Raw genomic sequence first — 20,855 nt, 5'->3', positions numbered from 1 at the left:
AAACGGCCAATTACTGTTTTCTTTAAAATTATTTTTCAGGATCAGAACATCGGCTGTTTATTTGCATTACCGAAACAGTAACAGTAGTTTTCTAACTTTGTTCCGGATCAAACTCCTACTTATGAAATTCATTTTTCTTTTTTCATTTTCGTTCTGCCTCTTCACTGTTCATGCACAGGAATACATGGATAAGAAAAACGGAAGAGTGAATATTTATTATGGCAACAGCAAGAATGTGAGAGAAACCGGCGATGTGAAAGAACATTACCGCGACGGGGAATGGAATTGTTACTCCACGAGCGAATCTTTACTGCTAACAGAAAATTTCTCAGCAGGAATTCTGAACGGTGCCTACGTGGAATATTACAACGACACGAAGCAGGTGAAAACAACCGGAACGTACGCGAATGGAAAAATGACCGGTGAATGGATCGGTTATTATGATGACGGGAAGAAACAGAGCATTGCACATTACGATGCGAATGGAAAACCAGTTGGTGTGGAAGAAGAATTTTTCGAGAACGAAAGAATACAATCTTACATCCTCGTGAGAAGTGACGGAACTGATGTGCGGACTTACTATACAAAAGACGGCAACGTTTGTTCGGTGACGAATTACAAGAATGGGATGAAAGACGGAGAAGAAAAAATTTATGACACGGGAGATATTCAGAATCTCAATGACACCGCGGCGTCTTCTGATGCTTTTTATTCTGCAGGAAAACTGAACGGGAAGAAAACGGAATACCTGCACGGGAAAAAAATAGCAGAACAAAATTTCAAGAACGGGAAGAATGACGGAGCTCTTGCCCGGTGGGACGTAGACGGGAATTTGCTTTACACCGAGAATTATTCGAATGGCTTGCTCGACGGAACGACGACTTATTACAACGGAAAAAATATCTCTGCAGTGATCAATTATTCCGCCGGGCACAAGAATGGAAAAGAAGAACATTTTTATCCGTCGAAAAGCAGATCGTGGTGGACGTATGGAATTCTTGATTCGAGTTACGCTTATTACCCGGATGGAAAACTGAAAGAGAAATGTGCGCGTTCATCCACCAACACACAACTACTACTTTGCATGCAGAAAGATTCTGTGGGGCACATTATTCATAAATGGAATACCGACCGCAGTGACCGGAAAGAAGGAGAAGAAATTTTTTATTACCCGAATGGAAAAATGAAAAGTGATATTGATTACGTGGATGGCGTAGCGATGGGAACTTTTACCATTTACAATAAATCCGGAATAAAAGTGCTGCAGGCAACTTGCAATGGAAACAATCCGTCTTCAGCATTTGTTGTGCTGAGTGATGCCGGCACGAAAATAGATCCGGCTAACGCTGCATACATTGACCAGGTAAAAAAATATCTGCCGCTGAATTTCAATCTCTGTCACTCGAACGCAACTAACAGCTACGGAATTATTTTTACTTCCACTCCGCAAAAAGATTTTACGATAAAAGAACTTGATGATGTGACCCGTACAGCAGAAATATCCGATGGTAATGTTGATGTCCCGGTAGAGACAATAAATAACCAGGAAGAAATTTTCTCATTCGCAGAACAGATGCCAGAATTTCCCGGCGGAGAGGATTCATTGCAGCACTATCTCTCAAGGACCGTCAAGTATCCCGAAATAGAAAAAGAAAGCGGAAAAATGGGAACTGTTTACGTTGGATTTGTGATCGAAAAAGACGGAAGTGTTTCGAATGTAGCTATCAAAAAAAGCAGCGGCACTTCCGGGTTCGACAAAGAAGCGATGCGCGTATTTTCATTGATGCCAAAATGGGAGCCGGGAAAAATGAACGGAAGAGCGGTGCGGGTTCAAATGATACAACCGCTGAGATTCGTGATGCAGTGATTGAGCCAGGAGAGAATATTGTGGTTGTGATATAATACAACTACAAAATTTATGTCCGAAAAAACATCACGCGCCTGCCGTTCCGAAACGGAATCCGAGTTGCGGCCTTCCGCCTCCATCGTCTTTCAATTCAAATTCTTTCACATCGTCTATCGTGAGCGTACCGAGCGTAACGGGCGTGCGCGCACTCGCATCCATGGAAGCCATTCTCAAATGCTGATTCTTCACCGCCTCGCCTATCACCTGGCGAATGGTGCGTGCATTGCCGAAAAATTTATCGCGTTTGGTATAGAGCAATTCGAAATATTTTTTCAGATGATCGTCCGCTTCGGGAGTGGCCTGCAGTTTTTCCTGTGCCAATAAAGATTTCGAGATCACATACAATTCTTCGGGCGAATAATCCTTGAATTCGTAAGTGCGATCGAAGCGCGATCTCAAACCGGGATTCGTTTCCATGAATTTGTACATGTTCTCCGGGTAACCGGCAACGATCACTGCAAATTGTCCGCGCTGATCTTCCATTCTTTTTAAAACAACTTCCACTGCTTCTTTTCCGAAATCTCCCGATCCGCCTTCGCCCAATGCATACGCTTCGTCAATGAAAAGCACACCGCCGATTGCAGCATCCACACGTTCCTGCGTTTTGATCGCCGTTTGCCCGATGTAGCCGGCAACCAATCCCTGGCGATCTGTTTCCACGAGATGTCCTTTCTCAAGAAGTCCGAGTCCTTTATAAAGTTTTGCAATGATGCGTGCGAGTGTAGTTTTTCCTGTTCCCGGATTTCCGGTGAAAACTGCGTGCAGTGAAAAACGATTCATCACATCTTTTCCGGTCTCGCGGTAAAAACGAACGAGTTTCACCAGTTCATTTATTTCCGTTTTTATATTTTCCATTCCCACGAGTGCATTCAATTCCTCAAGTGACTCACGCAATAATTTTTCATTGATGCCGATATCGGCGCGCTTGCGTGTGCGCCCGCCGAAAGCTTTTTCCACATCGGAAAGTTCGATCATGGATAATTGTTCTTTGCTCAATTGAGAAAGATCGCCGGCCTGCATCAATCGCAAACCCATATCCATTTTCGATTCTTCGATAACGCCGATCGCCATTCTCGCATTTCCGAAAGCGTTGTCGCGCGTGCGGTACAATTCCACGAATTGTTCTTCGAGAAATTTTTTCGCTTCATCAGTAAGAGTAACTCCTTTTTTTTCTGCCGACTGCAATGCGATCTCGATCAATTCTTCCGGTAGGTAATCTTCGAAATTATAGTAATGAGAAAAGCGAGATTTCAAACCCGGATTAGAATCGATGAACACATCCATTTCTTTCGGGTAGCCGGCCGCCATGATGGCGATGTCTCCTTTTCCATCCGACATTTCTTTCAAGAGAATTTCAATTACTTCTTTTCCGAAATCTTTTGCATCATCGCCCTGGCGCGCGAGTGAGTACGCTTCATCAATAAAAAGAATTCCTCCTCTCGCCTGCTCTATTGCTTTACGCACTTTAGGGGCGGTTTGCCCGATGTATTCACCCACGAGATCGGCGCGATCCACTTCCTGCACATGGCCTTTAGTGAGCAATCCCATTTTCTTATAAATTTTTCCGAGCATGTTCACCACTGTTGTTTTTCCCGTACCGGGATTCCCGGTAAAAACAGAATGCAAACTTAATTTTCCGCTTTCTTCAAAACCTTTTTCCTGGCGGAGTTTGATGAAGTTGAGATAACTGATGTGATCGCGAATTGCTTTTTTCACTTCGGTCAAACCGGTGAGTGAATCCAGTTTCGCAAGCAGTTGTTCCATGGATTCATCTTCCACTTTCTGCTCGCTTGTTTTATTCTGCGTGTTCTGTTCGCCTGCTGCAACTTCGAGACGCGTTCCACCGAGAATGAGTTGCGGAATTCCTTCTTCATCTGCATCACCGCATTCGAAACTCACCATAGCGATGAGCGTATCCATGAACACAACTTCTACTTCATACTTATCGTCTTTCCATTCTCCTGGTTTCTCGTGTCCCCATCCTACATTGATGTTATATGTGTAATCGAGTTTGGCGGCTTCAATTTTTCCTTCGCTCATCACCTGCCCTTTCAACTGGTACGCATCATCGAGAAAATTGAAGAATATCTCGTACTGCCAGTCCACATTCACTTTATTTTTCATTTTAAATTCAACCCACACATTCGGAGTGGTGTTGCGATTTATTTTTACCAGGTATTTCCTGTCCTTGATCTCCCACGCGTTCTTGTCGCCGGTATATAATTTTATATACTCGACATCGAAGTATGGGTTGTTTCCCAACACAACCTTTGCCACATCATTGATCACAAACTTTGCAGCGCCCACTAATTCGTTTTCGATGTATGCTTCCCACACAAATTCGCCTTTTCTCCAGTATGCGCCTTCTGTTGCATTGCCCCAGCCATCGCGCATGTACACGATGTTCTCATCTTTTTTCACATCACGTTTCGTATCGAGCGAACAGAGTTCTTTTTTTTGTCCGCCTGTCACATCGAAACATTTAAGAACGACCGTGCAGCTCCAGTCCTCTTCATCGAATAATTTATTGTAGAACGAGAGTTCACAGCGCACGTAAGTAGTTTCCGCTTTATCGAATATCCGACGGTACTTTTTCGTGGAATTCGCCATCCATTCATCGGAGGAGAAAGTGCGGAGGTCTTTGAATTTATATTGCTTCACGTGGGAAAATATTTCTTATTGATTTGGGGAGATGAATTTAGTAAAAGCGCGGCGCAGAAAAAAACTATTCTTTAGTAAGAGGCTGTTTAAATTTCATCCTTCTGTTTTGTTATCCGCCATTTTTATTCATCCTTCGTTGCATTTCTTGGCCGTAGTCGCTCCACTATGGCCTGCAAAATGCGTCTCGGCTGAACAAAAATGGCATCATAACAATTCCAAAAAATGAATTTTAAACAGCCTCTAAATCGCTGCTGCATGCCTTACACCCTCATCAGCAAGTGCAACTACAGGGCATTCGCCGGTTGACCAGATGAAAATTTCACCTTCGTGCGAAAAATTCTTTCCCGGCGCTCCGAAATCATAAATGGAAAGCGCTTGTTTTCTTTTGGTTTCACTTTCTTTTCTCACTTCCACATAATTTCTCCGGGCGAGATCATCTACAGCATCATATAATCTTTCTGCCAGCAGGGAAAAATTGGTTCCCGGAGTTTGATGATTATTGACCATTGCCGTAAAAAGCCGGTCGACGCGCAACACTCCTCCGCCTTCATTCTTCAACCAGAGAAGAATTTGTTTCTGGAGTGTGGTGAGTCGGTGCTTTTCGGTGTGATGGGCCTTCATTTTATTTTAAAATCAATTCTCATTTCAGATTTCTGCGTTGAATGCGTTGCAATTCATCAACATCAATCTTATCCACATTTCTTCCCGCGGTCCTTTTTGAAATAATAAGATCGTTCAGGTGAATGAATGGAGTTTTTATTTCATAATTCCTGTTATCGGAACGCCGGTACATCCGTCGGGAAACTGAATATTCAGCGCCATGCAAACAGTAGGCGCTACATCGGTAATGTTATGCGCATCATCCGAATTTCCGTTCTTCACTTTCCATCCCCACCAGAAAAGCGGCACATGCGTGTCATAACTCCAGGGCGCGCCATGTGTAGTACCCGTATGTTTCGGCCATTCACCAAACCATCCGGGTTGTAATATAACACAAACATCGCCCGAACGCTGTGCATTAAATCCATTCTGAATTAATTTCTTCGGAACATCGGTGTACTGCTCCGAAATCAGATCTGTTCTCGTCATCGTGGACTGCACACCTTTGAATCCCATCAGGAAATCGGCGACGAATCTTTCCACTGCGGTATGATCCAGTTTTTTTGCGTCCATTGTTTTGCGATCGAGAAATACCTGCTCATTGCCGAATGAAAGTACCAATGAATCGCCGTAAACATTTCTTAACGTTTTCTTCAATGAATCGACCGCTTTGCTGTCGTTGAAATATCCCGCAGGAATATTATTATCCTTCAGGTATTGCGGCGTTTCCACTGCGCCATGATCGGCGGTGAGAAAAACAAGTGCATTATTTTTTCCGATATAAGAATCGATGAAATGAAAAAGATCGGCAAGCTCTTTGTCGAGGCGAATGTAACAGTCTTCGATCTCCATGCTCTGCGGGCCGTACATGTGGCCGATGTAATCGGTGGAAGAAAAACTCACGCAGAGAAAATCAGTGACATTTCCTTTGCCGAGTTGTTCACCGGTGAGCGTAGCTTCGGCAAAATCTTCTGTCAATGAATTTCCGAATGGCGTGGTGCGAATGAGCCCCAGCCCTCCGTTGGCCGCCTGAAGAGAGGCGAGATCATGCGGAAAAACAGGTTTTGTTTCACCGGAAAAAAGCCCTTCGTATTTATTGTCGTCGGGAAGACTTTCTTTGTATTGATCGGCAGGAAGAATGGTGGTCCAGGATTGTGAAAGATATTTTTGAGGCAATTTTTTTGTGTTGAACGTATCAACCCACGAAGGCAGTTCATTCATGTAATAAGTACTGGTGATCCATTTGCCGGACACGCCGTCGTACCAATAAGCAGCATTTGCTGTGTGACCTGCCGGAAGTATTGCACCACGGTCTTTCAAAGCAATGCCGATCACTTTCGATTGTTTGTTATTGGAAAGACGAAGCTGATCTCCAATGGTGGTTACCAGTAAACGATGAGGTGAACTTTCTCCTTCCGGCGATTCTGCTCCTACGCTTTTTACATTGTGATCTTCCACGCAATAAACTTCTTTCCCCGATTCACGATCGTACCAGGAATTAGAAATAATTCCGCTGATGGATGGAGTTGTTCCGGAATAAACAGAAGAATGCCCGGGCCCGGTGAAGGTGGGAACATAATTATAATTTACATCGCGGCAATTATATCCTTCATTCACGAGACGCTTGAATCCGTCATTACCGTATTTATCCCAGAAGCGATACACATAATCGAAACGCATCTGGTCAATGATAATTCCAACAACGAGTTTTGGTTTTGCCGGAATAATATTCACAGCGGGTTTCTTCGGGCCATTCTGCGATAAAAGAAAAGCGGTGAGTGAAAGCGTGAAAATAAAAGTGATGGCGTATTTCATTTTGATTTTTCTTTGGAAAAATTGCCGGTGAAAATTCTATGGAATTAATTTTTTGTCTTCGGGCAGCAGATAGTATAAAACAAGCAGGCACATCACAACACTCACGATAACATTTAAAACTCCCAATAGAAAATAACCATCACGCATGAGCCGGATCGTTTCTGCACTGAACGTGGAAAAAGTACTGAAGCCGCCGCAGAAACCCACGACGATAAAAGCGAAAATATTCGAATCCTTCAGTTTTTCTGAAAAGAGGGCGAGAGCAATTCCCATTACAAGGCAACTCAGCACATTCGCAAGCAAGGTAGCCAATGGAAATTTTCCTTCGGTAAATACCCTTGTCCCGAGTGAAACACCGAAACGTGCAAGACTGCCGATTCCACCACCGAGAAAGATCAATGCTATGGTTTGAAACATCGTGTAAAGATAGACTTGAGACGTGAGACTTGAGATGTGAGGGTCAAAAAAATAATGAGATTGAATTTAGAAGCTATCGCAAAACAGGAACTAATTTTTTGTAGAACACAAAAAATATTATTCCACAGGAAATTCCAACAAACATTCCGCAGAGCACATCAAATGGAAAATGAACGCCCAGATAAATTCTGCTCCAGCAAATGAGCAGCGCCCATGGAAAAAGAAGAAGCCACCATTTACGATTGCGCGCCGGTGCGAATCCCGAAAAATTTCCCGAGAGCAGAAAAAGAAAAACGGCAATGGCGGCGCTGTTCGCAGCATGTCCCGACACAAAACCATATTCACCCCCGCACCCGAGCGGCGTGTAGATCTGCTCATGCGCGAACGCAGGATCGGCGCACGGACGCGCGCGCTTCACATGATCCTTTAGAAAATTTGCGGTCTGGTCGCTTGCAAGAACCAGCAATGTGATCGTGGCCGCAATCAGGAGCATTTGTTTCCCGAAACGTTTCCACAGAATGAAAAACAGGATCGCATACAACGGGATCCATATCCACCGGTTCGACACCCACGGCATGAGCCAGTCAAGAATTCCGCAGCGAAAATGATGAATGGCCAGGAAAAGATGATGATCGAAGTTGTTAAGTGAGGATAACACGTTACGAATGTACTGAGTATTGAGTATTGGTAATGAGTAGTTACTACTTTTGAAAACTAATCTCCTTCTAAAACCAAATCTTACTCATTACTCAATGGCATTCTGGTCTGATCTCGGCAAAGGAATTTCTTCGCATTTCGAAGCGGTGATTTTCATTGCTAAAAACAAGTTGTGGGGATATTTTCTTTATCCGGTTTTTCTGATCGTGTTGCTTCATCTTGCAGGTGCATGGTCCATCTATTCATTCAGTGAAATGCTCGTAAACAAAGTGGGTGATTATCTCACGCCCGAACTTAATACCGGTTATGCCTGGGTGGATGTGGTGCTGTTGTTGCTGATAAAATTATTCCGTTTCGTTGCCGGATTTGTACTTCATCTTTACCTGCTCGCTTTTTTTCTGAAAATATTACGCTACCTCGTTCTCCTTTTTTGTTCTCCGATGATGGCGTTGCTTTCCGCAAAAGTGGAAGAATTGAAAAACGGAAATAAATACCCGTTCGCATTCGGACAATTCATGAAAGATATTTTCCGTGGAATGATGGTGGTACTGCGGAATATTTTTCTTGAATTGTTATTGATGCTGCTCGCTTTGATCATTGGCTGGATCCCGGTCATCGGCTGGCTCACCGTTCCTTTCATTTATATTATCAGTTGGTATTTTCTTGGATTCAATATGATGGATTATACGTGTGAAAGAAAAAGAATGTCGGTGTCGCAGAGTGCATCTTTCATTCGCAAACGAAAAGGAATTGCAATCGGAAATGGTTTGATCTTTGCCTTGATGCTTGATATTCCCTACGCAGGAATTGTGATTGCACCGGTAATCGCATCTGCAGCTGCTACGCTGGCAACGGTCGAAGCAATGGATCAGAAAAAATAATGGTGACTCTTCTTCCAGTAACTTTGTCTTTCAATTTTAGAACTTAGAACTTTGAACTTAGAAATCAGAACTTAGAACTAAATGGTCCGCATTTCCGCTGTTTCTTATCTCAACACAAAACCATTTCTGCACGGACTGAAACTTGCGGCTTTGAAAAATGTTGAACTCAGCGTTGACATTCCTTCCGAATGTGCGAGAAAACTCCTCGAAGGAGAAGTAGATCTCGGATTGATACCCGTCGCAGTAATTCCGTCAATGAAAGAGGCGCACCTCATTCCCGGTTTCTGCATTGCCGGCGACGGTGAAGTGGATTCTGTGAAATTGTACAGTGATGTTCCGCTTGAAAAAATAAAAACAGTGCTGCTCGATTACCAGAGTAAAACTTCGGTATTGCTTACAAAAATTCTTGCCGGCGAATTCTGGAAGATAAACCCCGAATGGAAAAATGCACAGTCCGGTTATGAAAAACAGATCGCGGGCACGCAGGCGGGTGTAGTGATCGGTGACCGGACTTTTGAAATGAATGGAAAATATCAGCATGAATATGACCTTTCTGCCCAATGGAAAAAAATGACCGGGCTTCCATTCGTGTTTGCGTGCTGGGTGAGCAATAAAATATTGCCCGAAGAATTCATTCTTCAACTTTCTTCTGCCTTTGAACGCGGATTGAATGATATGGGCACAGTAATTGAAAGTGAAAAAAAGAATTTCCCCTTCTTTGATGTGGAAAAATACCTCGGGTCGACCCTAAGATTAAGAATGGATGAACGCGCATTTTCCGGCATGCAGCTTTTTCTCGAAAAAGTAAGCAACCATCGCCCATAATTGCGGTTCCCGTCAGTTCATTATATTTGTTATCCTATCTGAAAAATCCATATGAAACGAGCAATCTCCCTTGCAGGCCTCCTGTTTTTTTTTCTCACCAACAACTTATTTTCACAAAGCATCGTTGACAAAAGCGGCGATGAATTGAAACTCTTCAATGCGCAGCAGGCATTCAACGGCGGCGATTATGTGAAAGCGGTGAATCTTTACAAAGAGGTGCTGGCAAATAAACCGAATGATGCAGTGATCATCACACACATCGGCGAATGTTATTTCAATATGCAGGAACCCGACAAAGCGATGGAGCAATTCACGCAGGCAAAAGCCATCAATGAAAATGCAACGCCCCAACTTCGTTTTCTCATTGGAAGATGTTACCAGCAGAAAGGAAAACTCGATGATGCGATGACGGAATATTCTGCAGCCAGAATCGTGAACACTGCTGATCCTGTGATGTCGAAAGAAGTGGAATATTATTTTGCGCAATGCCAGACCGCAAAAGCATTTATGGCTTCTCCAAAACCTGTTACCGTTACCAATCTCGGCGCAGCGGTAAATAGCCCTTATGACGACAAGCGTCCTTCCATTACTTCCGATATGAAAACGATGATCTTCACTTCGCGCAGGCCCGATGGAAAAAATGCGAACCAGGATAATGAAGGCGATGGAGGATATTTCGAAGACATTTATTATTCTTCCTGGGATTCTGTGAAAGGAACATGGGGGGAAGCAGATCTTGTTCGCGGTGCTGTGAATACAGAAGGACACGATGCTAATTGTTCGATTTCTCCCGATGGAAAACAAATGTTCATTTATGAGAACAACGCACAGGAAGGCGGTACAGGCGCTGGTGATATTTATGTTTCAAAAAAATCTTCTTCCGGAAAATGGGGCACACCGAAAAATATGGGCAAAGGGATTAACACGAGTTATTTTGAAGATGGCGCCGCACTTTCTCCCGATGGAAATACACTTTATTTCATGAGTGAACGCGGACTCGATCTTCCGTGGAAAGGACAAAAAGGGTACGGCCATTCTGATATCTGGATGTGTACGAAAAAAGATAAAACAACTTGGAATGATCCGGTAAATCTGGGGCCGGTCATCAATACAGAATATGATGAAGGCGGAATTTTTCCGGCGCCCGATGGAAAAACTCTCTACTTCTGTTCGAGCGGACACAACAGTATGGGTGGTTATGATATTTTCATGACGCGAAATGAAAACGGAACGTGGACAGAACCGGTGAATCTCGGTTACCCGATCAACACGGTTGGTAATGAAAGAATGTTCCTGCTTTCTTCCGATGGAAAAACAGCTTACATAGACAGCGATCGCGATGGCGGGCTCGGTGAAAGAGATATCTGGATGGTGGATATGACAAACTTACTACCGAAACCACACACGGGCCCATACATGTCGCTGCTTACAGGATCACTCTTCAATGCTGATGGAAAACCAGTTTCTGCTACGCTCGATATTTACGATGCAAGCGGAACTAAAGTGACGAGTGTTACTTCCAGCGATCAGGGAAATTACCAGGTTTCACTCGAGGGAGATAAAACTTACGAGATCAGGATAGAAGCACCGGGAATGAAACCCATCAAGGAAAGTGTTCTGTTGCCGGCTGATAAATCGGGTTCCACTTTTGAACTGGTGAAACATTTCATTCTTTACAAGCAATAATATTTTAGAAAAAATCAATGGGGAGAACTGCTGCAAGGCGGTTCTTTTTTTGAATTTAATTTTTTGTGAATGAAATTTTTTGTGAAATATTTTTTCTTATTCATAGTCACAGCACTCTTTTATTCCTGTTACTCTTTGCCATTGGTAAAATTGCGGCGGTCAAAAACTGAAACGTATGACAGTGTTTTTTATCAGAGGGAAGTTTATTTCAGTTATTTCAATTTCAGCATTAGCCGTTATGGTGTACTCGGGAGATGCAGCAAGCATTTGGTTTATGATTCAGCGGGAAAAATTGTTTCGAAAAAGATTTACCGGAGTTCGAATTGTGTGAGTGATGGTGTTTCTACCGATCGGACAAAAACAATTTATTTCGGAAACGGGAAGAAAAAAACAAAAATTGAGCGGGACAAAACAAGGGATCTCGGATGGGGAGGAACAAAAAAAAGAATAGAGAAAATAATTTCTTACGATTCCGCAGGGAAAAAGATCGTGCAGAAGAAAAACTGGAATAAACCGAAAACGAGGAAGAGCGATAAGGCGACGGAGAAAGTTACTTTTTAATTATTGATTTTTCATTTTGGATTTGAAAGGTTTCCCATTGGGAATTTGAAGAGCCGGACAGAAATTTTTTAGCCCGGATGTGACGCTTTTACCCCGGCCGCTTGTCAGTCCGAGCGCGAGTCGAGGACAAGAGCGGGCGTGTAATGCGCCACAGCCGGACAGGAGAAAATTAAATGAGCGGAAGTTGCGCTCCTGAAAAATCAATAATCCAAAATGTAAAGTGTAAAACCCTACAATTCTTTCTTGATCTCCAATAAAAAACTCTTCACTTCCTCAAGTGATTTCACCATTTCCACGGCATTGAACGTTTCATCTTTGCCTCCTTTGAGTTTTTCATTCGCGCCCTGCAGCGTATAGCCGCGTTCTTTCACGAGATGATAAATAGCGCGCAGATTTTCAAGATCGGTTTTCGTGAACATGCGGTCTCCCTTTGTATTTTTCTTCGGGCGAATGAGATCGAATTCTTTTTCCCAGAAACGGATGAGTGACGCATTCACGTTGAACATCTTCGAAACTTCGCCGATGCTGTAGTATAATTTTTCTATGTCGCGTTCACGGTAGGGCATTGTAGTCAGGAGTGAGGAGAGCGGAGTTTAGAGAATTTTTTTTCTGAATTTGCTAAGTGAAGATAGGAAAGCAACTGCAAAAGACAAGTCTGCATACCCAAATACCAATGACACATTACCCAAAACTCATAACTCACAACCAATTTTATGAACTTTTACCATATTTCATTCACATTTTACCTCTGTCAACGCCTGCTTTTAATACCTTCGCGCCTTCAATGAGAATCCTCGCTGCACTCTTCATTTTTCTGTTCTCCTTCATTGCGGGAACAAAAAAATCTGTTGCGTACGTTCACTCTCCTGTGAATGATACAGCCGGTGTTACAGATTCTACTGCAAGAAATCTCGCCTGCAAAATGGAAGATGATTCCATGAACCGCCTCGTACTCGTGGACAGCGTGATCGCTTATTCGAAAAATTTTGTCGGCTATCATTACAAATACGGAAGCAACGGACAAAATAAATCTTTCGACTGCTCTCATTTTGTTTCTTATTGCTATAAAAAATACGGCGTGAATATTCCCTGCTCTTCTGCAGGATTGAGCACACTCGGAAAAAAGATCAACATTGCTGATGTGCGTCCCGGCGATCTGATGTTTTTCAAAGGAAGAAATTCAAAGAATCCGAAAGTAGGCCACGTTTCACTTGTGATTGAAAATAATGACGGACACATTAAACTTATTCATGCTACTGACCGCGGTGTGGTGATTGATGAATATGACAAGATGAAATATTACAGGGATAGATTTATCATGGCGAGGCGGCTCGACTTCTGATTTGAAATTCGAGATTTGAAATTTTTTGGTTGGAAGGCAGCAGAAGTGACAAACCCATTGAAATGTTCAATGAATTAAGCCCTGCATATAGGCAACAAATAAAATCCATACAAATTCAAGATAGGACAGTAAAGTGGAATTCTACAGGGCGGAACAGATCTGCGATGTACCGGAAATTATTTTCAACACGGAAAGAATTCTTGAAGAATGCAATGTGGAATTTGAGTATGGGAAATTCGTAAACAAGAATCTAAAACATTTCACAGGCACACACGATGGCGATATGGAATTGCTGCGGAGCGAATGCAGAAAAAATCTTTCGTATCGCTATTCCGGTATTTCTGAAACAGTAATGCACCGGATGGAAAAAGAGTTGCCGGTAATGGATCGCGAAATGTGAATGCGGTGTACTCTATTTTCCTTCATTAAGGGCATCTCTAAAAACACAGAAATGCAAGGCGGGCAAGCCCGAAAAACCGGAATTTACTATTCGTAAATGAGGATTTTGAGGACGTAGCCCAACGCAGCAGTTCGAAGTTATTAGAGATGCCCTTAACTTTGTGCATGCTCGGACTCCGGCTTCCAACCGATCCCCACTGGGTGAATATTGTAGAAAGCAACATCGGTGAGATTCTTACGGATCATGCTTACTGCGAACAGAAAGCAGCTTCGAATGCGATCTCACTCATCGTACATTACCCGGTGTATCCCGATCTCGTTGCAGAAATGGTAAAAATTGCACGCGAAGAACTCGAACATTTTTCGCAAGTACATGCGCTCATACTCGCGCGCGGGGAAAAACTCGGGAACGAACGCAAAGATGATTATGTGAATGAACTTCTGAAATTCACAAAAGTTGCCGGCCGTTCTTACCACGAAATTCTCGTCGATAAATTACTTTTCTCCGCAATGATCGAAGCCAGGAGCTGTGAACGGTTTCGTGTACTTTCCGAAAATATAAAAGACAAAACACTCGCAAAATTTTATTACGATCTCATGGTGAGCGAAGCCGGGCATTACACTACGTTCATTTCATTTGCAAAAAAATACGGCGACGGAGTGGACGTTGATAAACGCTGGAAAGAATTTCTTGACTACGAAGCAAAAGTTATTGCCAGTTATGGAAAATCGGAACGCATTCACGGTTAATGAATAATGTGATAATGCATAATTAATAATGTGCTAATGAATAATTGAGTGGCAGTATAGATTAAGATTTCCTGCTGGTAAAAAAACTGTCACCTTTTCAGAAGTAATTCACTCATTATGCATTATTCATTATGCATTATTCATTATGCATTATTCATTATGCATTATTCATTAGCACATTATTAATTAGTAAAATGGGAGTCATCCGCACTTTATTAGCTCTTGCTGTTGTTTTGTATCATTCTTACGGGATCGGTAAGCATGATAATTACATGACCGGTGGAATGGTTTCGGTGGAAACATTCTACATCATCTCCGGATTTTACATGGCGATGATCCTGAATGAAAAATACCGGACAGGGTCATACCGTCTTTTCATCACGAATCGTTTTCTCCGGATCTTTCCATTGTACTGGGCCTGTTTGCTGCTGGTGCTCGCCGTTTGCATTCTCGGAAAAATATTTTACAACGATTCTTTTTACCTGTGGTACTGGACTTCGCAATGGAGCCATCTTGCATGGAGCTCCATCATCCTCATGATCCTCGCAAATATTTTTCTCTTCGGCAGCGATTGGCTGTTATTTACCGGCGTAAAAAAGGAAACCGGGACACTCGCATTCACAACAACGCCCTACAATTCGAATCCGTTGTCGGGGCAATATCTTCTGATACCGCAGATATGGTCGGTAGGAATTGAATTTTCTTTTTATTTATTTGCACCGTTTCTCGTGCGTACAAAATGGTTCTTGCAATTTTTACTGGTGTTGGCTGCTCTTACACTGCGCTATTTTCTTTATGCAAAGAATCTCAATTATGATCCGTGGACGTATCGCTTTTTCCCGAATGAGATCGCTTTTTTTCTGGCAGGTAGTCTTGCATACAAAGCAAGCGTTTTGCTGAAAGAAAAAAAAATCAGTTCCGGCATCGGGTTCGCCGGCTGGCTCATTATTTTATTCTGCATCATTTATTACCCGCATTTCAGTTTCATCCCGCTTGAAAAACGCTGCTGGTATTTTTATTCGCTCTTCCTTATTTTGCTTCCGTTCATTTTTATTTATTCAAAAAGTTTTAGCATCGATCGTTTCATTGGTGAACTTTCTTTTCCAATCTATGTTTGTCATCATGTCATCATGTTCATGTGGAGAAGATATTTTTTTACGCCCGAACATTCCGCGCAAATGAACTGGTTTGGCATAGTAACTGCATTGTGTTCTATAGCGGCCGCCGTGCTGCTGTATTTCGGTGTAGTAAGGCCGGTTGAAAAAGTAAGGGCTCGCAGGGCGGCAAAAGCACAATTAATGTAATTTCGTTCTGAAAAAATAAACTCAAAAAAAAATAATATGACACGCGCTCTCGTAATTTTCATCATGATGATCGGAATGAATTCCGTCTCTTATGTGCAGGACGATATCACCGGGATGTGGTACAACCAGGAGAAAGATGCCAAGATTAAAATCTATGCAGCTAGCGGAAAATATTTCGGCTCCATTCAATGGCTCAAAACGCCGATCGATCCTGAAACAGGAAAACCGAAATTAGATAAACACAATCCTGATGACGCTTTGAAAACGCGTCCTGTAATGGGGCTGTTGATCCTGAAATATCTTACCTGGGATGCCGATGACCAGAACTGGAGCGGTGGAATTGTTTACGATCCGAAATCAGGAAATAATTATTCGCTTACGTGCACGCTGCAGGATAAAAATACAATGGAACTGCGCGGTTATCTCGGATTCTCTCTCTTCGGAAGAACGGACATCTGGACACGTGATACGGAAACTCAGTGACCACGCACATGCCACTGCGCGGGGTATGGATTACGGATCAACACGGATATACTGATCACAGATCTTTTACTGTCGCTGACAACTGACAACTGCCGCTACTGCTTTCTACCCGCTGTTTCCATTTTCTTTTTCCAGTTCTCAGGAATTTCCACAGCTTTCTTCATTTCGTAACTGAAGCACACCATCACCGATGTTCCGTCGGCGAGCAACACTTCTTTTTCATTTATTTTTTTCACGATGCGGTAAGCAAGTTCGAAACTTGTTCTTCCTGCTTTTACAAATTCTGTAAGAACAAAGATCTCATCCGTGATCAGGATTGGTTTCCGGTAATTGATGGAAGTGCTGGCGAGGATCATTCCCGCTTTTCTCCAGTCAATTTCTTCTCCGATAAGGTCGTTGAAAAATTTTATCCGCGCAGTTTCAAAATAAGTGAAATGATTGGCGTTGTTCACGTGCCCGAGCGCATCGATGTCTTTGAAACGGATCTGTATAGGTGTGATGTGTGTCATGAAATAAAAGTTTTCAGTTCTAAGCTCTTAGTTCTTAGTTCTCAGATCTCAGTTCTTAGCTCTCAGCTCTCCGTACTCACCGATCCAGTTTTTCATACACCGAATTATTACTCTTGTATTCCGGCACCATTTGTTTCATCTTCCCGACGATGTCAAGATTATTCTGCGAATGAAATAATGCGATCAGTTCGCCGACATTTTTTTCCATTTCATCAAATTCATACGCCCGCACTTTGGCGATCATTATTTTTTCATGATGCGTGGGCAATGTATTCTCTTTATTGTTCAGCAATTCTTCGTAAAGTTTTTCTCCCGGCCTCAGTCCGCTCACCGCAATCTCGATATCTTTTCCGAGTGTTAATCCCGAAAGCTGGATCATTTTTTTTGCGAGGTCGATGATCTTCACCGATTTTCCCATATCGAAAATGAAAATTTCTCCGCCTTTGCCCATACATCCTGCTTCGAGAACGAGACGGCACGCTTCAGGAATGGTCATGAAATAACGTGTGATATCGGGATCAGTGATCGTAACGGGTCCGCCGTTCTCAATTTGCTGGCGGAATCGCGGAATAACAGATCCCTGCGATCCGAGTACATTTCCGAAGCGCGTCGTAATGAATCGTGTTCCTGAAATGTGATTGTTGAGCGACTGCACATAAATTTCTGCAATACGTTTCGATGCGCCCATCACGTTCGTCGGGTTGACTGCTTTGTCGGTAGAAACCAGCACGAATTTTTTTGCGTGAAATTCTACAGCGAGATCAGCTACCGTTTTTGTTCCGAGCACGTTGGTAAGAATGGATTCCGACGGATTATTTTCCATCATGGGCACGTGCTTATACGCGGCCGCGTGAAAAACAATTTCCGGTTTGAAAGTGCGGAAAACATTTTCCATCCGCTCTTTATTGCGCACATCGCCGATTACCACTTCCGTTTTGTTTTCCAGCTCAGCATCTTTCATTTCCAGCTCCAGTTCATGCAGCGGCGATTCTGCATTGTCGAGCAGGATCAGCTTTCCCGGGGAGAATTTTGCGATCTGTCGGGCGAGTTCACTGCCAATGGAACCTGCTGCTCCGGTCACGAGAATATTTTTTCCTTTCAACTGCGCATTTATATTTTCTTCGTCAAGTTTTATCGGATCGCGTTCGAGCAATTCTTCGATACGCACTTTACGGATCTGGCGGAAACTCAATTCACCATTGATCCATGTACTCACCGGAGGAACATTCAGCACACGTGCATTATTCGCAAGACAAAGATCCACCACTTCCTGTTTGCGAACCGGCGAGATCTGCTGCACGGAAATGATCACGTGCGCAATATCATTTTTCTTCAGCAACTCCGGAAGTTTATCGGGACTCATGATCGTTACGCCTTCTAATTTTCTTCCATGTTTCGCTTTGTCATCGTCAATGAAAGCAAGTACTTTATATTTTGTTCCGGCATCACGATCGAGTGTACGCTTGGTAATGAGTCCCGATTCGCCCGCGCCGAAAATGAGCACACTTCTTTTTTCACGCGAAGGATCTTTCATTTCCGTTCGCATCACTTTGTAAATAATTCTCGAACTCACCATTGAAAAAGTAGTGGCAAGAAATTCAATCACAATGATCGTATGCGGAACAACATACGTGTCACTGATGAAACGAACGCTCACCTGGTTGGCAATGAAAAAAAATGCAGATCCGGAAGCGAGCGCTATCAGTATGCGTATCGCATCGCGCTGGCTCATGTAGCGCACGATGGCCCACGGTATGCGCGCAACGAGAAAAGAAATGAGCCGTACGCCAAGAATAAAAGAAAAAACTTTTGGAAGTGTAGCTACCTGGTCGGGCGGAATGGCGAAATCGAAACGAAGCAGGTACGCAATGAAAATGCAAACAGCTACCATCGAAAGATCGATCGTGAGAATGATCCAGCGCGGAGTATATCCTTCGTTGAGTTTTGCCATGGATCGTAAAGTTACAGTTTTGAAACCGGATAATGTTTTGGAAGCGCGCCACTGCACCATCTCACATCCTTCGCTTGTTTCTTATATTTACATCTGCGCAATATTCCCCTGATGATCGCTTATAAGAAGGAACCGCTCCGCTGGGTTGGAAATGGAGAAATGAAGATCGCTTCGTTTGTTGCGGAGTCCATGATGAATGCAGACCGGAGAACAGTACGATCATTCGGAGAAGAATGGAATCGTTTCTCTTCATTCAGCAATGAAGAACTGAAAATTGCCGGCGATCAGTATTTTGATATTGTGAAAAAAAAGTTGCTCGGCAAAGAAAAGATCATTCTTGATATTGGTTGCGGTTCGGGAAGATGGTCGAAATATATTTCTCCTGAAGTGAAATTTGTAGAAGCGATAGATCCGGGGGATGCAGTGTTTGCTGCAAAGCAATTCACTTCTGAAAATAAAAATATCCGCATCACGCAGGCCGGCTTCGGTGATATTCCTTTCGAAAAAAACTCATTCGATCTCGTGATGAGTCTGGGTGTGGTGCATCATCTTCCGGATACCGCAGGAGCGATAAACGAAGCAGCAGAAATGGTAAAGCCGGGAGGACACCTGCTCCTGTACATTTATTATGCGCTCGACAACCGCGGAATTCTTTTCCGCATACTTTTTCACATCTCCTCTTTTTTCAGGAGAATAATTTCTTCCATGCCAACAGGAATGAAATTCTTTTTCTGTGATCTTATTGCCTTTCTTGTTTACATGCCCTTCGTTCTGCTTGCAAGAATGTTTCGTTTCTTTTACCCTGAAAAAAAATTCTGGAAAAAAATCCCGTTGTCCTATTACACTGATAAATCAATGCGCATCATTCGCAATGATTCGCTTGACCGTTTCGGAACGCCATTGGAAAAAAGATTTTCAAAAAAAGAAATTGAACAAATGATCCTTAAAACAGGAATGAAGAATATTGTTTTTTCTGATCACGCCCCTTATTGGCACGTCATCGCTGAAAAATGAAAAAGAAAAAAATACTTTTCATTGCATCTCATCGTCCCGATCGCGCACCGGGACAGCGGTTCCGTTTTGAGCAGTATCTCGCTCCCCTGGAAAATGCCGGCTTCGAATGCGAGATCTCTTATATCGTGGACGAAGAGGCAGATAAAATTCTTTACGCGCGGGGAAAATATTTTAAGAAAGCGCTCATCCAGTTGCGTTCCGTGAGAAAAAGGAAAAAAGATGCAGCACGAGCAAAAAATTTCAGTATCATTTTCATTTTCCGTGAAGCACTCATGACCGGCTCTACCCGTTTTGAAAAAATGTTCAGCGATTCAGGCGCAAAAATAATTTTCGACTTCGATGATGCGATCTGGCACTTGGATGTTTCTGAAGCGAACCGCATTTTCAGCTGGCTGAAGAACCCGGAGAAAACCGGCGACATCATTGGTATGAGCGATCTTGTTTTTGCCGGTAACGAATATCTTGCTGCCTTCGCAAAAAAAACAAATCCTAACGTGGTTGTAATTCCGACGACTGTTGACACTTCAAAATTTCAACCGGTGAAGCATCATAACAACAATGAAAAAATAATCATTGGCTGGAGCGGAAGCATCACCACGATCAAACATTTCGAGTTCGCAGTTCCTTTCCTGAAAAAGCTGAAAGAAAAATATGGAGATCACGTTGGATTCAAAGTCATCGGCGATCCCACTTACCGTAATGAAGAACTCGGAATAAAAGGAATTGCGTGGAATGCGAAATCGGAAGTGAATGAATTGGCGGAGATCGACATCGGCATTATGCCTTTGCCCGATAACGAATGGACAAAAGGAAAATGCGGATTGAAAGGACTTACTTATATGGCGCTGGGAATTCCTGCGATCATGTCGGCGGTGGGAGTGAATGTAGAAATTATCAATGACGGTGAAAATGGTTTTCTCGCACGCACGGGCGACGAGTGGCTGGAGAAAATCGAAAAACTCATTTCATCGGAAGATCTAAGACGGAAAATGGGAGAGAAGGCGGCGAAAACAGTGGAGGATCGTTACTCGGTGAATGCGTGGAAAGAAAAATATGTTAATTATTTCTGTGAACTTTTGCGATGAATCCGCCTT

At 43.1% G+C, this 20,855-nt stretch carries 21 protein-coding genes; 12 read left to right on the top strand and 9 right to left on the bottom strand.

The annotated features are described in order from the left end of the window. Window positions 1-121 precede the first annotated feature (121 nt). On the top strand, window positions 122-1,867 hold the full coding sequence (locus tag HY064_09170; protein MBI3510824.1) for a TonB family protein: 1,746 nt from the start codon (window positions 122-124) through the stop codon (window positions 1,865-1,867). A 66-nt stretch (window positions 1,868-1,933) separates the two neighbouring features. Here HY064_09170 and HY064_09165 read toward each other — a convergent pair whose 3' ends face one another. The 6 genes from HY064_09165 to HY064_09140 all read right to left on the bottom strand — a co-directional run bounded on the left by HY064_09165 (window position 1,934) and on the right by HY064_09140 (window position 8,057). Beyond that, a complete protein-coding gene (locus HY064_09165; GenBank protein MBI3510823.1) occupies window positions 1,934-4,516 on the bottom strand; it encodes an AAA family ATPase in 2,583 nt (860 codons plus the stop codon). A gap of 291 nt (window positions 4,517-4,807) precedes the next feature. Beyond that, complete coding sequence (locus tag HY064_09160; GenBank protein ID MBI3510822.1) at window positions 4,808-5,188, bottom strand: hypothetical protein; 381 nt, start codon at window positions 5,186-5,188, stop codon at window positions 4,808-4,810. A 19-nt stretch (window positions 5,189-5,207) separates the two neighbouring features. Next, window positions 5,208-5,360: a hypothetical protein gene (locus tag HY064_09155; GenBank protein MBI3510821.1), complete on the bottom strand. Its 153-nt coding sequence runs from the start codon at window positions 5,358-5,360 to the stop codon at window positions 5,208-5,210. Then, window positions 5,324-6,982, bottom strand: coding sequence for an alkaline phosphatase family protein (locus HY064_09150; GenBank protein MBI3510820.1), 1,659 nt, complete (start codon window positions 6,980-6,982; stop codon window positions 5,324-5,326). The genes HY064_09155 and HY064_09150 overlap by 37 nt, the downstream gene beginning before the upstream one ends. Before the next feature lie 36 nt (window positions 6,983-7,018). Further along, window positions 7,019-7,399 (bottom strand): fluoride efflux transporter CrcB, encoded by a 381-nt coding sequence (crcB, locus tag HY064_09145; GenBank protein ID MBI3510819.1) that lies wholly within the window; start codon window positions 7,397-7,399, stop codon window positions 7,019-7,021. A 73-nt stretch (window positions 7,400-7,472) separates the two neighbouring features. Beyond that, complete coding sequence (locus tag HY064_09140) at window positions 7,473-8,057, bottom strand: phosphatase PAP2 family protein (protein ID MBI3510818.1); 585 nt, start codon at window positions 8,055-8,057, stop codon at window positions 7,473-7,475. A gap of 94 nt (window positions 8,058-8,151) precedes the next feature. On the opposite strand from HY064_09140, the gene HY064_09135 reads away from it, so the two are divergent. The 4 genes from HY064_09135 (at window position 8,152) to HY064_09120 (ending at window position 12,009) form a co-directional block, all read left to right on the top strand. Continuing rightward, the gene (locus HY064_09135) at window positions 8,152-8,937 is read left to right on the top strand and encodes an EI24 domain-containing protein (protein ID MBI3510817.1); all 786 of its coding nucleotides are present in this window, start codon (window positions 8,152-8,154) and stop codon (window positions 8,935-8,937) included. 81 nt (window positions 8,938-9,018) lie between these two features. Then, window positions 9,019-9,762 carry a menaquinone biosynthesis protein gene (locus HY064_09130; GenBank protein MBI3510816.1) on the top strand — a complete coding sequence of 248 codons (744 nt, stop codon included), beginning with the start codon at window positions 9,019-9,021 and terminating at the stop codon, window positions 9,760-9,762. A gap of 51 nt (window positions 9,763-9,813) precedes the next feature. After that, a complete protein-coding gene (locus HY064_09125; GenBank protein ID MBI3510815.1) occupies window positions 9,814-11,448 on the top strand; it encodes a PD40 domain-containing protein in 1,635 nt (544 codons plus the stop codon). 69 nt (window positions 11,449-11,517) lie between these two features. Beyond that, the gene (locus HY064_09120; protein MBI3510814.1) at window positions 11,518-12,009 is read left to right on the top strand and encodes a hypothetical protein; all 492 of its coding nucleotides are present in this window, start codon (window positions 11,518-11,520) and stop codon (window positions 12,007-12,009) included. A gap of 230 nt (window positions 12,010-12,239) precedes the next feature. Here HY064_09120 and HY064_09115 read toward each other — a convergent pair whose 3' ends face one another. Then, a complete protein-coding gene (locus HY064_09115; GenBank protein ID MBI3510813.1) occupies window positions 12,240-12,575 on the bottom strand; it encodes a MerR family transcriptional regulator in 336 nt (111 codons plus the stop codon). A 218-nt stretch (window positions 12,576-12,793) separates the two neighbouring features. Between HY064_09115 and HY064_09110 the strand changes: the two genes are divergently transcribed. The 5 genes from HY064_09110 (at window position 12,794) to HY064_09090 (ending at window position 16,287) form a co-directional block, all read left to right on the top strand. After that, complete coding sequence (locus HY064_09110; GenBank protein ID MBI3510812.1) at window positions 12,794-13,351, top strand: C40 family peptidase; 558 nt, start codon at window positions 12,794-12,796, stop codon at window positions 13,349-13,351. Between the two features lie 133 nt (window positions 13,352-13,484). Further along, window positions 13,485-13,751, top strand: coding sequence for a hypothetical protein (locus HY064_09105; GenBank protein ID MBI3510811.1), 267 nt, complete (start codon window positions 13,485-13,487; stop codon window positions 13,749-13,751). Between the two features lie 164 nt (window positions 13,752-13,915). Beyond that, entirely contained in the window at window positions 13,916-14,500 is a 585-nt protein-coding gene (locus tag HY064_09100) for a tRNA-(ms[2]io[6]A)-hydroxylase (GenBank protein MBI3510810.1), read from the top strand. Window positions 14,501-14,694: 194 nt separating this feature from the next. Continuing rightward, complete coding sequence (locus HY064_09095; protein MBI3510809.1) at window positions 14,695-15,804, top strand: acyltransferase; 1,110 nt, start codon at window positions 14,695-14,697, stop codon at window positions 15,802-15,804. A gap of 63 nt (window positions 15,805-15,867) precedes the next feature. Beyond that, window positions 15,868-16,287: a DUF2147 domain-containing protein gene (locus HY064_09090; protein MBI3510808.1), complete on the top strand. Its 420-nt coding sequence runs from the start codon at window positions 15,868-15,870 to the stop codon at window positions 16,285-16,287. A 95-nt stretch (window positions 16,288-16,382) separates the two neighbouring features. On the opposite strand, the gene HY064_09085 is transcribed toward HY064_09090, so the two are convergent. Together HY064_09085 and HY064_09080 are read right to left on the bottom strand one after the other, a co-directional pair. Continuing rightward, window positions 16,383-16,796, bottom strand: coding sequence for an acyl-CoA thioesterase (locus HY064_09085; protein MBI3510807.1), 414 nt, complete (start codon window positions 16,794-16,796; stop codon window positions 16,383-16,385). A 76-nt stretch (window positions 16,797-16,872) separates the two neighbouring features. Further along, on the bottom strand, window positions 16,873-18,747 hold the full coding sequence (locus HY064_09080; protein MBI3510806.1) for a polysaccharide biosynthesis protein: 1,875 nt from the start codon (window positions 18,745-18,747) through the stop codon (window positions 16,873-16,875). A gap of 111 nt (window positions 18,748-18,858) precedes the next feature. Between HY064_09080 and HY064_09075 the strand changes: the two genes are divergently transcribed. Together HY064_09075 and HY064_09070 are read left to right on the top strand one after the other, a co-directional pair. Beyond that, window positions 18,859-19,761, top strand: coding sequence for a class I SAM-dependent methyltransferase (locus tag HY064_09075; GenBank protein MBI3510805.1), 903 nt, complete (start codon window positions 18,859-18,861; stop codon window positions 19,759-19,761). Further along, the gene (locus HY064_09070) at window positions 19,758-20,846 is read left to right on the top strand and encodes a glycosyltransferase family 4 protein (protein ID MBI3510804.1); all 1,089 of its coding nucleotides are present in this window, start codon (window positions 19,758-19,760) and stop codon (window positions 20,844-20,846) included. Before HY064_09075 ends, HY064_09070 begins: the two co-directional genes overlap by 4 nt. Window positions 20,847-20,855: the final 9 nt, after the last annotated feature.

The organism is Bacteroidota bacterium (assembly GCA_016194975.1).
Taxonomy (GTDB): domain Bacteria; phylum Bacteroidota; class Bacteroidia; order Palsa-965; family Palsa-965.
Note: the sequence above shows the minus strand (reverse complement) of the source record. Positions and strands in the feature narration are given on the sequence as shown.